This is a genomic window from Kitasatospora sp. NPDC096204, from assembly GCF_044763205.1.
In the GTDB taxonomy this organism is placed as follows: Bacteria; Actinomycetota; Actinomycetes; order Streptomycetales; family Streptomycetaceae; genus Kitasatospora.
In genome coordinates, this window is the sequence record NZ_JBIWFT010000004.1 from 303137 (window position 1) to 318194 (window position 15058).

The following is a 15058-nucleotide window of genomic DNA, read 5'->3' on the forward strand; positions in this document are numbered from 1 at the left end:
GGGGTTCGGCCTCAGTCCGCCAGGCCCAGCGGGTCCGGGGCGCTGGCCAGCAGTTCGGGGCCGTTGTTGCGGACGCTGTTGACGGTGGTGGGGACGGCGCGCACGCGCAGGTCGCCGTCGGCGGGGCGGCGCAGCAGGTGGTGGAGTTCGGTGCGGTCGGTGTGGGCGGGGGAGAGCCAGGTGGCGAGGTCGTCGGGGGCGATGGTGAGGGGCATCCGGTCGTGGACGCGGCCGGCGGAGTCGCTGGCGTCGGTGGTGATGACGGTGGCGGTGGCCAGCCAGGCGAGCGGGTCGTCCTCGGGGCGGGTGCTGTCGCGCCAGAACTCGTACAGGCCGGCCATCAGCATCACGCCGCCGGTGCTGAGGAAGTACGGCTGCTTGTACTTCTTCGTCCCGGCGCCGGCGGGGACCTCGCGCCACTCGAAGTAGCCGTCGGCGGGGATCACGCAGCGGCGGGCGGTGAACGCCTTGCGGAAGGCGGGTTTGGTGTCCACGGTCTCCGAGCGGGCGTTGATCATGCGGGCGCCGCCGGAGGGGTCCTTGGACCAGGACGGGACCAGGCCCCAGCGCAGCGGGCGCAGTTGGCGCAGTATCTCGCCGGTCTCCCGGTCGACGCGCTCCAGAACGGCGGGGACCGGGTCGGTCGGGGCGACGTTCCAGCTCGGGGCGAAGGTCTCGGCCGGGTCCCACCGGAGTTCCCCGAGCAGGGAGACCAGGTCCTGGGGCGTGGTGGTGGAGACGAATCGACCGCACATGCCCCCAGCCTCCCACACCGTACGGGCGGCGGGCGTCCAACTCGGCCTCCGTGCGCCCGTCGTGTGCCCGCCGTGTGCCCGAAGGGGCCACGGCACCCCGGGCCGGTCGGGGTCGGGGTCGGGGTCGGGGTCGGCGCCGGTCAGCCGGTGACCGCCGCGACGACCTCCGCGTAGGCGTCGAACAGCCGGGGCGCCCCCGGCCGGGGGTCGGCGAGCAGCAGGGCCCAGCAGCGGGCGACCAGCGCCCGGGCTTCGGCGCCGGGCCAGGGCTGGGGCAGCAGCTCCGGGGGCAGCAGCGGGTCGGGCTCGCTCGCCTCGGTGAAGGCGGCGGCCAACTCGACGGCCACGGTGAGAAGTTCGGTCTCCGAGAGGCCGCCCGCGGTGAGCCGGGCGAGCTGCCCGGCGGCGAGGGCGGCCAGCCGCCGGTGGCCCTCGGCCAGCTCGTCCAGCGGCCACCAGTGGCGGGCGAGTTCGCGGGGCTCGGCGGTGTCGCCGGTGTGCAGGTCGCGGGTGCTCAGCAGAGTGAGGTTGCCGAGGACGCCCAGGGCGCCGGCCGCCTCCCGGACGTCCGGCTCCCAGGGGTGCGGCGAGACGTAGAGCCCGTTCTGCACGGGGGCGCCGCCGAGCCGCAGCAGCGTCTCGCGCAGTCCGTCGCGGGCGGTGCGGTCGCGTTCGGGGACGGCGAATCCGGCGAGGTGCCAGGTGCCGTCCCAGGGGGCCTCGCCGCGGTCCTGGGCGTACATCAGGGCGAGGTACCCGACGTCCGGCTCGATCTCGCGCCTGGTCGCGGCGGTGGCGCGCAGCAGTGCCCGGCGGCCGCGGCCCTCCTGGACGAAGCGGCCGTCGGCGGTGAGGCGCCTGATGGTCAGCCGCACCTGCTGGTCGCTCATGCCGAGTCGGCCGGCCACGGCGTAGAGGTCGCCGCAGTCGACCGTGCCGTCGGCGCGGACCATCGCGTCCACCAGTACCCGGGTCGGGATCTCCTGCATGACGATCATCCTAGTGCGTTCATATCTGATACGGTCGTTTTAGAAACGATCGATTGATTGGTGAACGATATGAAGCTGCTCGGCAAGCGCCCACGACTCTGGGGATCGCTGCTGACCGTGGCCGCCCTGCTGGCCGGCGCCGGCGGCTGGGTGGTCTACCAGAACGCGTACGACCTCACGGAGGAGCGGGTCACCGTCACCGGCGGCAAACAGCCGCTCCAGGGCGTGCTCGCCCGCCCGGCCGGCGGCCACGGACCGTACGGGCTGGTGGTCTTCGTCCACGGCGACGGACCGACCGACGCCACCCACGACACCTTCTACCGGCCGCTCTGGGAGGCCATGGCGAAGGCCGGGTACGCGACGCTCTCCTGGGACAAGCCCGGCGTGAACAACGCCCCCGGCAACTGGCTGGACCAGAGCATCCAGGACCGCGCCGACGAGACCCTCGCCGCGATCCGCTGGGCCAGGACCCGGCCCGGCATCGACCCGAACCGGATCGGGCTCTGGGGCGCCAGCCAGGCCGGCTGGGTGATGCCCAAGGCCGCCCGGCAGTCCCCGGACGTGAAGTTCGTGATCGCCGTAGCCCCCGCCGTCAACTGGCTCCGGCAGGGCCGCTACAACCTGCTCGCCGAACTCGCGGAACGGCACGCCTCACCCGAGGAGACCGCCGCCGCCGTCGCCCGCAGCGACCGCAACCTGGCCGCCCTGCGGGCCGGTTCGACCTTCGAGCAGTACCGGGCCGCCGGCGGCGACGTCCAGGGACTGACCCCCGAGCGCTGGGCCTTCAACAAGCGAAACCACCTCTCCGACGCCACCGAGGACCTCGCCGCCCTCCGGGTGCCGGTCCAGCTGATCCTCGGCGGCCGGGACGTCAACGTCGACAGCGACGACACCGAGGCCGGCTACCGCCGCCTGATCACCACCCCGGGCCTGCTCCACGTCCTGCGCTTCCCGGACTCGACCCACGACATCGTGCCCAAGGACGTCGAGGACTCCGAACTGCGCAGCACCTTCCTGGCCGTCGCCGCACCACGCTCGCTCTTCACCCCCGGCTACCTCGACGGCATGCGGAACTTCCTGACCTCGCTCGACCACCCGAAGGGCTGACCCGCGATGAGACTGCTCGCCCTCGGCGGCGCCGGCGCGATGGGCCGGGCCGCCGCCCGGGTCGCCGCCGCACTGCCCGACGTCCACGAGCTGGTGGTCGCCGACCTGGACCTCGACGCCGCCCGCCGCGCCGCCGCCGCACTGTCCGCCGACGCACCGGTGCCCGTCCGCGCCGCCCGGGTCGACGTCACGGAGCAACGGGCCCTGCACGCCGCCCTCGCGGACGCCGACGCCGTGCTCAACACCGTCGGCCCGTACTACCGCTACGGCCTCGACGTGCTGCGCGCCGCGATCCGCACCGGCACCCACTACCTGGACATCTGCGACGACTGGGAACCCACCCTCGCCATGCTGGACCTGGACGACCGGGCCCGCGCCGCCGGAGTGCGCGCGCTGCTCGGGATGGGGGCCAGCCCAGGCGTCAGCAACCTGCTCGCGGCCCGGGCCGCCGCCCGCCTCGACACCCTGACCGACGTGTACACCGCCTGGCCGGTCGACGTCGGCCCGGAGCCGGACGCCTCGCTGAGCGACCCCGACGGAGCGGTCTCGGCCGCCGCCGTGCACTGGATGCAGCAGATCAGCGGCACCGTCGCGACGGTGGAGGGCGGCCGGCTGGTCCGGCGGCCCCCGCTGCGCCCGGTCACCCTCGACCTGCCCGGCGGCCACCACGGCACCGCCTACACCGTCGGCCACCCGGAGCCCGTCACCCTGCACCGCAGCCTGCGGCCCGGCGGCGACGCGGCCAACCTCATGGTGGTCAGGGCCGGTACGGCCGCCTACCTGGACGTGCTGCGCGCCGACCTCGACGCCGGACGGCTGACCAACGAGACCGCCGCCGCCGACCTCGACCACCCCACCGTGCGCCGCACCCTGCGCGCCGCCGCCCGCGCCCCGCGGCTGCGCGGCCCGGGCACCCTCCCGCCGTTCTTCGCCGCCGCCACCGGAACGCGCGACGGCCGCCCGGCCGCCGCCCTCGCCCACCTGCGCGGAGCGGAAGCGCTGCTGGCCGACATGGCGCGGGCCACGGGCGTCCCGGCGGCGCTCGGGCTGGCACAGCTGCTGGACGGGACGGTGCGGCCGGCCGGGGTGCACCCGCCGGAGGCGGTGGTCGACGGGGAGCGGTTCTTCGCCGACCTGGCGCGGGAGTGCCCGGGCGTGGAGGTGGTGGAGGAGCTGTAGGACGGGGACCCACTCAGGGCGTGTCGCCCTCCGTCCACGGGCGCAGCTTCTCCGGGTTGCGGACCGCCCAGATGCGGGCGATCCGGCCGTCCGCCGGCTCGAACGCGGCCACGGTCGCGGTGAGTCCGCCGTGCCGGGCGACCAGCCCGGGGCGGCCGTTGACGGTCCGTTCCAGGAGCGTGAGCCCGGGCGCCTTGTCGGCGATGTGGATCAGGTACTGGGCGATCCGCTCGCTGCCCCGCACCGGTCGGAGCGCGGCGCCGGCCAGGCCGCCGCCGTCGGCGGTCATCGTGGCGTCGGGGGCGAGCAGGGCGATCAGGGCCGTGATGTCCCGGGCCTCCCAGGCCTCCTTGAAGCGCCGCACCAGACCGGCCTGCGCGCCCGTCGGCGTCAGTGGGGCCCGCGCGGCCCCGATCCGGCGGCGGGCGGAGGTGGCCAGCTGCCGGCAGGCCGCCGGGGTGCGGCCGACGATCTCGGCGACCTCGGGGAACGGGTAGCGGAAGACGTCGTGCAGGACGAACGCCACCCGCTCGGCCGGGGTCATCGCCTCCAGCACCACCAGGAAGGCCATGTTCACCGACTCGTCCAGGGTGACCCAGTCCGCCGGATCGGCCGGTCCGCCGCCGCCGGCCCATTCCGTACGGTCGGGCAGCGGCTCGGGTATCCACTCGCCCACGTAGCGCTCCCGCCGCACCCGCGCCGACCCGAGCAGGTCCAGACAGACCCGGGTGGCCACCGTGGTCAGCCAGGCGCCCGGCGAGACGATCGCCTCCTGCTGCCGCCGCGACAGCCCGTACCAGCGGGCGTACGTCTCCTGCACCGCGTCCTCGGCCTCGGCCAGCGAACCCAGCAGCCGGTAGGCGAGGTTGATCAGCTGCCGCCGCTCGCCGACGATCACGCTCAGGTCCGGTTCGGTGCTCATGGTCGGGGCCGCTCCCTGGTTCGTCTCGTCCGTCCGGGTCCGAGTCCGGGTCGGAGGGTGAGTCCGGGCCGGAGCGTGAGCCCGGAGGGGAACCCCGCCTCACACTTCGCCGGCCTGCGTCGTCGGATGACCGGGACAGTACCGACCGACCGCCGCGAGGCAGAAGAGGGGGAACGCATCATGGCCGTCCACACCACGGCAGGTGCTCCGGTGGAGACGACGTCAGGGGCGGCGGTGGAACAGCGCACCCGGACCTTCCTGCGGGTCTCCGTCGCCCTCCAGACCGCGACCGTCCTCCTCCAGGCGGTCTCGGCCGGCCTGCTGCTCTCCACCTCCTACGGCGAGTCGGTGCACGGCGTCGGCGCCCGGGTGATGTACGGCGCCTCGATGCTGTACGTGCTCGCCGCCGTGCTGGCCTGGCGGCCCGGCGGCGGCTCGCCCCGCCCGATCCTGTACGCCACCGGCTTCCTCGTGCTGGCCTCGGCACAGGTCGTCCTCGGCATCGCGCACGTGCCGTCGGTCCACGTCCCACTGGGCGTGCTGATCTTCGGCCTGAGCGTGGCGGTGCTGGTCCGGATGCCGGCCGCCCGCGCCGTGCGGACGGTCGGCACCCGGCAGTGACTCAGGAACCCAGGCCCCAGCTCTGGCCCGAGGCCGGGCGGGTGGTGACGTAGGACCCGGCGGTGCCGGCACCCGCGTCCAGGACCAGGCCGGTGGCCACGTTGGTGACGGTGACGGTGCCGGCGGCCGGGCCCTGGGTCAGCTTCCACTCCTGCCAGGGGTTGCCGGGCGCCAGGTCGAGCAGGTAGGCGCTGTCGCCGGCGGACGCCCCGGCCGAGAGCACGGTGTGCCGGTGGGCGGCGGTGTCGCAGTTGTCGCTGATCCGGACGGTGCCGTCGGGGTTGGTGGTGAACGTCCACTGCTGCGCCGGGTCACCGGCGCGCTGCGCCTCCAGGTCGGTGATCGAGCCGATCGGCGCGGTGCAGGAGCCGAGCAGCGACAGCGCGAGGCCGTTGCCCGTCAGCGCGTGGTACTTCCCGTCGTCGACCACGCCCGACGGTCCGCCCGCCGACTTCGGGGTGAGCCGGTAGAGGGCCGCCCCGTGCGCCGGGAGCGAGGCGCTCAGCGGGCCCGTGACGGTCGAACTCGCGCCCGTCCACAGCTCCTTGGCCTGGTAGCCGGAGCCGCCGAGGCCGAGTTCGGCGAGGCTGGTGGCGACGGTGCGGCCGGCCGACGGGTCCTGGTTGACCAGCAGCACGGCGGTGTCACCGTTGGCGAGCTGCCGCTTGAGGACCACCGGCGCGCGCCCGTCGGCCGGCCGGGCGCCGACCAGGGTGGCGGGCTTGGCCAGGCCGTCCTGGTCGACGGCGATCACCTCGCGGTTCTTCAGGATCGCCAGGCTCGCGTCGTTGATCCCGGTGGACCAGGTGTAGCCGCGGTCGCTGTGCTGGGACTGCGCGGCGGTGCGCAGGTCGGCGCCGGAGATCAGCGGTGCGGCGAGCATGGCGAGGACGGACGTCTCCGTTCGCGACTCGTCGTCGGTGAACGGCTTGTGGCAGACGCAGGTGTCGGTGGTGCCCCACAGGCCGTAGACGTCCTGCCAGCCGGTGAACATCATGTCGAGGTCGTTCCAGCTGCCCGGGCGGACGTTGCCCGGGTACTCCAGCGCGGTGCTCAACTGCCCGTTCCAGAGCACCCCGTCGAGCTCGCTGTCCCGGTCGCCGCCGATCCGGCACAGGTTGGCGACCTGGCCGCACCAGATGCCGGTGGGCGCGTAGCCGGGGGCGTGGAACGGGGCCGTCCCGGCGGCCTGGACCACCGGGTCGGTGCGGGCCGGGTCGTCCGCGGCGAGCAGGTACGGCAGGCCGGTGTGGACGGGCTGGGCGGAGACGCTGAGGGTGACCTTGGGCCTGCCCTGGGCGGCCGAGGCGGCGTCCAGGGCGCGCTGGAAGGTCTGCACCCGGGCGTAGATCGAGCGGGTCAGCTCCCTGCCCTCGCCCTGGGTCCCGTAGTTGTGCCCGTCCGGGCCGGTGATCGCCGGGCCGTACGGGCAGTCGTCGTACTTGACGAAGTCGACGCCCCAGGAGACGAAGTCGGCCGCGTCGGTGGACTCGTGGCCGAGGCTGCCGGGGTGCATCTGGCAGGTGAGGTAGGTGTCGGTGGCGTAGAGGCCGAACTTCATGCCCTTGCTGTGCGCGTACTGGGCGAGGTAGGCGATGCCGTTGACGGTGCGCCCGCCGACGGTCCGGTCGGGGAAGTGGTCGGGGCGCGGGATCAGGTGGCCGGAGGTGGGGTCGTTGCCGGTGCCGTCGGTGCCGCTGACCGGCTTCCCCGCGGCGTCGTACAGCTGCAGGCCGCCGTCGGCGTTGCGGACCAGGTCGGTGCTCTGGCCGTCGCGGTGCCAGAGCGACCAGCCGTCGTCGATGGTGACGGTGCCGTAGCCGGCCGCCACCAGGCCGTTGGCGGTCATGAAGTCGATGGTCTGGACGACCTGGTCCTGGCTGACCTCGGTGCCGAGGGAGTTCCAGGAGTTCCAGCCCATCGGCGGGGTCAGGGCGTTGCCGTTGCCGAGCGCGGTGGCCGGGGCGAGGCCGACGGCTCCGAGCGCGGCGGCCGGGGCGGCCGCGCCGAGGCCGACGGTTCCGAGGCCGGCGGTGGCGAGGGCGAGGGAGAGCAGGGATGCCGCGACGCGGCGGCGGGTTCGGCTCATGTGCGCACTCCTGAGGATGTGGGGGACGTGGCGGATCGTCAGGATGGTCCAGGGGAGGACGCGGCCGGCCGGGTGGGGCCGGCCGGCCGCGGTGGTGCGGTGTGGGGGTCAGTCGGTGACGGTCGCGGTCGCGGAGCGGCCGGGGGCGAGGGTCACGGTGGCGGTGGTGTAGGTCACGCCGTCGACGGTCGCGACGCGGGCCTCGCGCTGCTCGCCGTCGACGGTGACCCGGGCGTGCCGCCCGGGGAAGCGGGCCTCCCAAGTGAGCTGCCCGGTACCGGTGTTGGTGACGGTGCTGCGCTGCGCGCCGTCGTGGCGGACGGTCACCGTGCCGTCGCCCACCGGGATGCCCGCGACCTGGAGCCAGCCCATCGAGGCGGGCAGCTGCGGGGTGGTGGTGATCGTGTGCCCGGCGGCGTCGGGAGTGACGCCGAGCAGTCCCTGGACGGTCTGGGACAGCAGGGTGAACGGGACCTCGGGGTAGTCGCCGTTCAGCATCGCGCCGCTGGTGTGCGGCTCGCCGGTGCTCTCGTAGACGTGCCGCATCCACTTCCAGGCGGTGGTGGCGTCGTGGCCCGCGAAGAAGGCGTCCGGCAGGTAGGTGTAGGCCTCCAGGTTGGCGGAGCGCTCCGGGCCGGAGTCGGCGGCGTCGATGGCGGCCAGCTGGGCGTCCCGGCGCGGGCCCGGATCGAGCAGCCGCTTGACCGGCATCAGCACGCTCGCCTCGTAGCCCCAGCCGGTGATCGGCTTGCCGGTGGTGTCGTAGCCGTGCACGACCTCGCCGGGCTGTGAACCGTCCACGCTCCAGGTGGAGTTGACGTAGCCGCGCAGCCGCTCGGCGGCCGTCCGGTAGTCGGTGGCGGCAGCGGCGTCGCCCCGGGCGTCGGCCAGCGTGGCGGCGGCGAGGTAGGCCTGGTACTGGGAGCCGACCGCGTCGCCCGCCTCGGCGTAGGTGCGGGTGGCGTTCTCGGCGTAGCTGGCGGTGCCGGCGAAGATGGAGCGGCTGGTGGCCTGGGGGATCGGCACCCCGCCGTTGTCGACCGGGCCGGGGTGGCCGGCGACGAACGGGCCGAGGGTGTTGCGGACGTACCGGCCGAGGCCCGGGTCCTCGGCGTAGTCGCGGTCGCCGGTCCAGCGGTAGGCCTCGCCGGCCTGCTGGACGAGTTCGAACGGCGCGGGCAGCTCGCGGACGAAGCGGTCCGGGCCGCGGTAGTCGATGGCGGCGTAGTTGCGGGCGTCGAGGTTGAGCGCCCAGACCGGGTAGAGCCGGTTGGCCTCGGTGGCGGAGGCGGCGAAGCCGCGCAGCATGGTCTTGTTCTCGGCGTCCAGGCCGAGCAGGTGGGCGCCGGTCAGCTGGTGGGCGAAGTCGCGGCTGTAGAAGGCGGATCGGAACGGGTAGCCGGCCCAGTAGGTGGCGTCGTAGGTGGTGGTGCCGGTGCCGCCGGGGTGGTTCTCGTCCTGGTCGCGGACGCCGGTGGTGCCGGCCTGCTGCACCCAGCTGTTGGCCTTGGTCTTGGCCCAGTCGAAGAGGGCGACGACCTCGGGGTCGGAGGAGCTGATCACCGGGTCGTTGGGGGCGGACGGCGCGACGGCGGCGTCGTCCACGTTGACCCAGCCGGTGGGGGAGGAGCCGATGGTGAGGGTCAGTCGGTCACCGGGGGCGACCGGCACCCGGGGGAGGGTGTACTTCGCGTAGGTGGACTGCTCGGGCAGCGGGAGGGAGCGCACCACGGCGCCGTTGACGCTCACCGAGAGGCTGCCGCCGGCGCCGCCCGTCGCGATCCAGGCGGACAGGTCGTAGGAGCCCGCGGTGACGGCGGTCACCTGCTGGCTCACCGCGTAGCCGGGGCCGGCGTCGAGGTAGGCGAGGCGGCTGCCGCCGTGGGGGTTGTTGGTGGCGGTGCCGGTGTGGGCGGTGAAGGTCCAGCCGCCGGTGGCCGCGCCGGTGGCCGCGCCGTCGGTCGCGGCGCCGTCGGCGGTCCCGCCCTGGCGGCTCTGCTCGAAGCCGGGGTCGGCGAGCACCAGCGGCTCGGTGCGGGTGAGTGTCCAGCGGTGGGCGGGGCGGTGGTCGCAGTGGTGGTCCACCGGGGCCGGGTCGGCGGTCAGGCAGGCACCGGTGCCGCGGGCGGTGAGGGTGTAGGTGCCCTGCGGCGCGCGGGAGACGGTGAAGCGCTCGGCCTCGGGGGAGGTGCCGCAGTCGGCGGTGGCGGGCCGGCGGTCCGCGCCGCCGAGAGTGAGGCAGCGGCCGTCGGCGGCGTTGACCAGCAGGTAGTCGCCGCCGGTGCGGTGCAGCTGCCAGCGCTGGCTGAGCAGTCGCCCGCAGGCCGCGCCGACCACCGGGGTGCCGGGGGCGGCCTGGGCGTACTGCGGGCCGAGGCAGGAGCCGTCCAGGGCGGATCCGAGGAGGTAGCTCCCGCCGTCGACGAGCGGCGTGCCGGTGGCCGCCGGGGCAGGGGCGGCGCCGAGGGCCTGGGCGGTGAGGACGGCCAGGAGGACGAGACCGGTGGGTAAGGCGCGGGGGCGGGGCGGCATGGCGGAGCTACCTCCGGTCGGTGGGTGGGCGATCGTCTTTGAACGTTCAAATCTGCCAGGGTCGCGAGCTATGATGCATCGCATGTGATGGGTGACATTTCACATGGTTGGCCCGGTCGCGTCAACGGGATGTGCGGTGACGACTTCCTGGAGACGGGTGGCGGCTTCCGGGAGGTGACCGGGAGAAGAGGTGAAGGCCCCTGCCCGGCGGGGGTGGGCAGGGGCCTTCACGTGCGAGGGGGCAGGGGTCAGCGCTTCAGCTTCGCGAGCGTCTGGTCCAGGGTCGGCGCGCCCGGCCGGGGCCGGTTGAACGGGAGCTTGGAGAGCATCGAGCCCATCGCGCAGGTGTTGGTCAGCGCGGAGAACGCCAGCCCGCCGCCGACGGCCGCGGAGACCCAGCGGGCGCCCGGCAGGGCGAGGTCGACCAGCACACCGGCTATCACCAGCGAGCCGGCCACCATGCGGACCTGGCGGTCCAGCGACCACACCCGGCGGGCGCCCGCCACCTGGTCCAGCGGCCGGCCGGCGGTCGCCCAGGCGTTGGTGCCGCCGGTCAGGGTGAGGGTCGGGATGCCGGCGTCGGCCAGCTGCCGGCAGGCGTTGTCGGCGCGCGGCCCGGCGGCGCAGACCACGGCGATCTCGCCCTGCCCGGCGGCCTCGCGCAGCGCGGGCAGGGCGCGGTCGAGCTGGTCGAGCGGGACGTTCAGGGCGCCGGGGATGTGGCCGGCGGCGTACTCGCCGGGGGAGCGGACGTCGATGAGGGTGAGCTCCCCGAGGCGGGGCTGGAACTGTTCGACGGTCAGCGGCGTGGTCATGGGGATGCGGGGTCCTCTCGGGTGGGGGGATATGCGGTGGGATTGAGGTCGGGAGGGTGCTCGGCGCTGTGGCCGGGCTCGGCGTTGCGGCCGGGGTCGGCGCCGCGGCTCAGGTCAGCGTGGTGATCAGCATCAGCGCGGCGACGCCGAGCAGGGCGACGGCGAAGGCCCTCTGGAGGGTGCGCCCGCTGAGCTTGTCGGCCAGCCGCTTGCCGTCCCAGGCGCCGAGGATCGCGGCACCGGTGAAGGGCGCGGCGACGGCCCAGTCGATGGCGCCGGTCGCCCCGAGACGGGGCAGCAGGGCGGCGAGCGAGTTGGCGCTGATGACCAGCAGGCTGGTGCCGACCGCCTCGGCCATGGTGAAGGCGAGCACCGAGACCAGGGCCGGGACGGCGAGGAAGCCGCCGCCGACGCCGAGCAGTCCGGTGACGGCGCCGAGCCCGGCGCCCGCCGCCGTGGAGCGGCCGACTCCTGCGGCGGAACGTTCCTGCGCCTGGGCCTTGGGCGGCATCAGCATCCGCCAGGCCGCGAGCGCCGCCAGCACCGCGAAGGCGCCGGTCAGCAAGGCGCCCGGCAGATGGGCGGACAGCGCCCCGGCGGCCATGGCGAGGGGCAGTCCGGCGGCGGCGAACAGCGCGCCGGTGCGCCAGCGGACCCGGCCCGCCCGGGCGTGGGCGAGCAGCCCGGTGAGCGAGGTCGCGGCGACGATCACCAGGCTGGCCGTGGTGGCCAGCGCCGGGCTGAAGCCCAGCAGGTAGACCAGGGCGGGGACGGCGAGCATGCTGCCGCCGCCGCCCAGCCCGCCCAGCGCGAGCCCGACCACCGCACCGGCGGCGAGCGCCAGGAGCAGCGTGGTCATATCACGTGCCCGGCATCGCCGCCGGGCGTGGTGACCGGCAGCCCGGCCAGCGCCCAGGCGTTCATGCCGCCGGCCACGTTCAGCACCCGGACGCCGCGCTGCGCGAGCAGCTCCGCCGCCCGCTGGGAGCGGTTGCCGGAGCGGCAGATCGCCAGCACGGTCCGACCGGCCGCCTCGGACGGCAGTGGAACACCGGCGACCAGCCCGATCAGCGGCTGGTGCAGTGAGCCGGGGGCGTGTCCGGCGGTGAACTCGGCGGCCTCCCGGACGTCGAGCAGCACGGCGGCGCCGGTGCGGGCGAGCTCGTGGGCCTCCGCGGGGGTGGTCTGCCCGGGGGTGCTGTGTCCGTGGGCGTCGGACCCGTGGGCGTGCGGCAGCAAAGACATGGGGTTCTCCAGTGGTGCAGACCGGACCGCGTGGTCCGGCGGATCAGGGGCGGCGCGGGCGTCCGTACGGGCCCGGTGGCCCGGTGCGGCGGTATGACCGGCGCGTCCTCGGCCCCGCCCGACCCGGCTCGATGCCCGGGTGCGACGGCGGCCGTTCTCCCTCGATGTCTCCACCATAGTACCCCGGGGGGTATTATCGAAATCGTTCGGCATACCCCCGCCGGTATCGGCTCCCGAAGCCGTATGCTCGGGAATATACCGTGGGGGGTATCGAGAGGGCACTGTGGCGCCAGGCGGTTCGGTCGCACCGCCGCCGCGTGACAGGGCACAGGAGGCGGGCGCTTCGAGTAGGTTCGTCCGTCGGAATAAATACCCCCCTGGGTATGCTGGAGTGTGTGGCCGGCTGCTCGGACCCCAACGAAGGAGACACCCCGTGATCTTCAGCCAGTACTACCTCGACTGTCTCTCCCAGGCGTCCTACCTGATCGCCGACGAGACCAGTGGCCAGGCCGTGATCGTCGACCCCCGCCGGGACGTCGACGAGTACCTCGCCGACGCCCGGGCGCGAGGCCTGACCGTCGTCGGTGTCATCAACACCCACTTCCACGCGGACTTCCTGGCCGGCCACCTCGAACTGGCCGACCGCACCGGCGCGTGGATCGGGTACGGGCAGCGGGCGGAGACCGAGTACGCCATCCGCAAGCTCGCCGACGGCGAGCGGATCGAGCTGGGCGACGTCACGCTGGAGATCATGGAGACCCCCGGGCACACCCCCGAGTCGATCAGCATCCTGGTCTTCGAGCGGCCCGACGACAGCGTCCCGTACGGCGTGCTCACCGGCGACGCGCTGTTCATCGGTGACGTCGGCCGCCCCGACCTGCTCGCCTCGGCCGGCGTCACCGCCGAGGAGCTCGGCGCCATGCTCTACGACAGCGTGCACCGCAAGCTGATGGGCCTGCCCGACGAGACCCTGGTCTTCCCCGCCCACGGCGCCGGCTCGGCCTGCGGCAAGAACCTCTCCAGCGAGAAGCGGTCCACGATCGGCGCGCAGCGCCTGACCAACTACGCCTGCCAGCCCATGGACCAGGACACCTTCGTCCGCATCGTCACCGCCGGCCAGTCCGCCGCCCCCGCCTACTTCGGCCATGACGCCGACCTCAACCGCCGCGAGCGCGAGCTCTTCGACCGCACCAGCGCCGCCCGTCCGCTGTGCCCCGAGGGCTTCAGGGAGGCCCGCGCCGCGGGCGCCGTCGTCCTCGACGCCCGCAGCCCCGAGGAGTTCGGCGCGGGACACGTCCGCGGCGCCGTCAACGTCCCCCTCGACGGCCGCTTCGCCGAACAGGCCGGCACCGTCCTCACCCCTGACAGCACCATCGCGATCATCGCGCCGCAGGACCGCGAGGACGAGGTCGTCGTCCGCCTCGCCCGCATCGGCTTCGACCACATCGCCGGCTACCTGCGCAACCCCGGCAGCGCCCTGCCCACCCTCGCCGACGACCTCACCCCCGCCAGCCGCCTCACCGCCGACCAGCTCCGCACCGCACTGGCCGGCGAGCAGCCCCCCACCGTCCTGGACGTGCGCACCTGCGGCGAACGCGAAGCGGGCTTCGTCGAAGGATCCCTGCACATCGCGCTGGCCGAACTCCCCGCCCGCCTGGACGAGATCCCCACCGACCGCCCCCTGGTCATCCACTGCGCCGGCGGCCACCGCTCCTCCATCGCCGCCAGCCTGCTCCGCCACCACGGCCACACCGACGTCTCCGACCTCCTCGGCGGCTACGGCGCCTGGGATGCCCTCACCCACTCCGCCCGGGCCTGAACCCAACCGTCCCGACCCGCCTCCGGCCCGAGCCACAGGGATTCCTGACGGTCGTTCCCGCGGCGCGCCCCCTGGGCACCAACCCATCGCGCGCCGCTCGGGGCGGGGGCGCGGCCGCGGCGGACGCGAACCGGACGTCCCATCGGTCCGCGAGCGGCGACACGAGGTGGAGACCGCGGCCGCCATCCTCCGCGGCCCGGGCATGGAGGAAGTCGGGACTTGGAGGCTTTGCCGTCGCTGACCTCCAGCCACCCGGGCGGGGCGAAGGCGTCCCGGCCGGCGCTGACTCGTGAGGGCGGCAGCGAGGCGGGCCGGGCTTCGATCCGGCTGAAATGCGGTCATTCGTGTGGCGGAGCGTGGCGCGCGTCGGCTTGCGTGACCAGGGCCGCGCCCGGTTCCCTGACGCCACGTCTGCCAGTGTCCGCCAGCGAGCGGCTACTTCGGGAGCTATTGTGCGCGCACGAATCATGTCCATCGCGGCCGCAGCCGTGACTCTCGTCGCGGTCCAGCCGGGCCTCGCTGTCGCGGCGGCCGACCCCAGCACCACCGTCACGTTCACCGTCACGTCCGGCGCGTTGACGCTGTCGGTACCGGCCAGTGCCAACCTCGGCTCGGGAGCGCCCGGCACCGTCATCAGCGCGCCGATCGGGCCCTGTACCGTCACCGACGATCGCGCCCTCCTCTCGGCCTCCTGGACGGTGACCGCGGCGGAGACGGACTTCACGAACGGTGTGTCGACGATCGCCGCCACCGACGCCACCTACACGGTCGGGACGGTGACGACGACCGGTACCATCACCGTCACTCCGACGAACGTGACGCTGAGCAACTCCGCGCAGACGGTGCTCACCGGGAGCAGCGGTGTCGGAGACAACACCGCGTCCTGGAACCCGACAATCTCGGTCAACGTGCCCGCCGGCGCCGTCTCCGGGACCTACACCGGAACGCTGACCCAGTCCGTTGCCTGATGGAATGAAGGGGGCGC

At 74.3% G+C, this 15058-nt stretch carries 13 protein-coding genes; 5 read left to right on the forward strand and 8 right to left on the reverse strand.

What is annotated here, in order from left to right:
* Positions 1-11: 11 nt before the first annotated feature.
* Both ACIQ87_RS06755 and ACIQ87_RS06760 read right to left on the reverse strand, forming a co-directional pair.
* Positions 12-755: an SOS response-associated peptidase gene (locus ACIQ87_RS06755; RefSeq protein WP_402402579.1), complete on the reverse strand. Its 744-nt coding sequence runs from the start codon at positions 753-755 to the stop codon at positions 12-14.
* A gap of 140 nt (positions 756-895) precedes the next feature.
* On the reverse strand, positions 896-1744 hold the full coding sequence (locus ACIQ87_RS06760) for a PaaX family transcriptional regulator C-terminal domain-containing protein (RefSeq protein WP_402402581.1): 849 nt from the start codon (positions 1742-1744) through the stop codon (positions 896-898).
* Between the two features lie 69 nt (positions 1745-1813).
* On the opposite strand from ACIQ87_RS06760, the gene ACIQ87_RS06765 reads away from it, so the two are divergent.
* Positions 1814-2851, forward strand: coding sequence for an alpha/beta hydrolase family protein (locus tag ACIQ87_RS06765; RefSeq protein ID WP_402402748.1), 1038 nt, complete (start codon positions 1814-1816; stop codon positions 2849-2851).
* Positions 2852-2857: 6 nt separating this feature from the next.
* Complete coding sequence (locus ACIQ87_RS06770; RefSeq protein WP_402402583.1) at positions 2858-4030, forward strand: saccharopine dehydrogenase family protein; 1173 nt, start codon at positions 2858-2860, stop codon at positions 4028-4030.
* 13 nt (positions 4031-4043) lie between these two features.
* On the opposite strand, the gene sigJ is transcribed toward ACIQ87_RS06770, so the two are convergent.
* Complete coding sequence (sigJ, locus tag ACIQ87_RS06775) at positions 4044-4952, reverse strand: RNA polymerase sigma factor SigJ (protein WP_402402585.1); 909 nt, start codon at positions 4950-4952, stop codon at positions 4044-4046.
* Between the two features lie 180 nt (positions 4953-5132).
* On the opposite strand from sigJ, the gene ACIQ87_RS06780 reads away from it, so the two are divergent.
* A complete protein-coding gene (locus tag ACIQ87_RS06780) occupies positions 5133-5573 on the forward strand; it encodes a hypothetical protein (RefSeq protein WP_402402588.1) in 441 nt (146 codons plus the stop codon).
* A gap of 1 nt (position 5574) precedes the next feature.
* Here the strand turns inward: ACIQ87_RS06780 and ACIQ87_RS06785 are convergent, their stop codons facing one another.
* The 5 genes from ACIQ87_RS06785 to ACIQ87_RS06805 form a co-directional block, all read right to left on the reverse strand.
* Positions 5575-7662, reverse strand: a complete 2088-nt coding sequence (locus ACIQ87_RS06785; RefSeq protein ID WP_402402590.1) for an alpha-galactosidase — start codon at positions 7660-7662, stop codon at positions 5575-5577.
* Positions 7663-7770: 108 nt separating this feature from the next.
* The gene (locus ACIQ87_RS06790; RefSeq protein ID WP_402402593.1) at positions 7771-10194 is read right to left on the reverse strand and encodes an RICIN domain-containing protein; all 2424 of its coding nucleotides are present in this window, start codon (positions 10192-10194) and stop codon (positions 7771-7773) included.
* 248 nt (positions 10195-10442) lie between these two features.
* The gene (locus tag ACIQ87_RS06795) at positions 10443-11009 is read right to left on the reverse strand and encodes a rhodanese-like domain-containing protein (RefSeq protein ID WP_402402596.1); all 567 of its coding nucleotides are present in this window, start codon (positions 11007-11009) and stop codon (positions 10443-10445) included.
* A gap of 109 nt (positions 11010-11118) precedes the next feature.
* Positions 11119-11868 carry a sulfite exporter TauE/SafE family protein gene (locus tag ACIQ87_RS06800; protein ID WP_402402599.1) on the reverse strand — a complete coding sequence of 250 codons (750 nt, stop codon included), beginning with the start codon at positions 11866-11868 and terminating at the stop codon, positions 11119-11121.
* Entirely contained in the window at positions 11865-12254 is a 390-nt protein-coding gene (locus ACIQ87_RS06805) for a rhodanese-like domain-containing protein (protein ID WP_402402601.1), read from the reverse strand. Before ACIQ87_RS06805 ends, ACIQ87_RS06800 begins: the two co-directional genes overlap by 4 nt.
* A gap of 433 nt (positions 12255-12687) precedes the next feature.
* Here ACIQ87_RS06805 and ACIQ87_RS06810 point away from each other — a divergent pair, with 433 nt between their 5' ends.
* A complete protein-coding gene (locus tag ACIQ87_RS06810) occupies positions 12688-14073 on the forward strand; it encodes a rhodanese-like domain-containing protein (RefSeq protein WP_402402604.1) in 1386 nt (461 codons plus the stop codon).
* Positions 14074-14429: 356 nt separating this feature from the next.
* A complete protein-coding gene (locus tag ACIQ87_RS06815) occupies positions 14430-15041 on the forward strand; it encodes a hypothetical protein (protein WP_402402607.1) in 612 nt (203 codons plus the stop codon).
* Positions 15042-15058 lie beyond the last annotated feature (17 nt).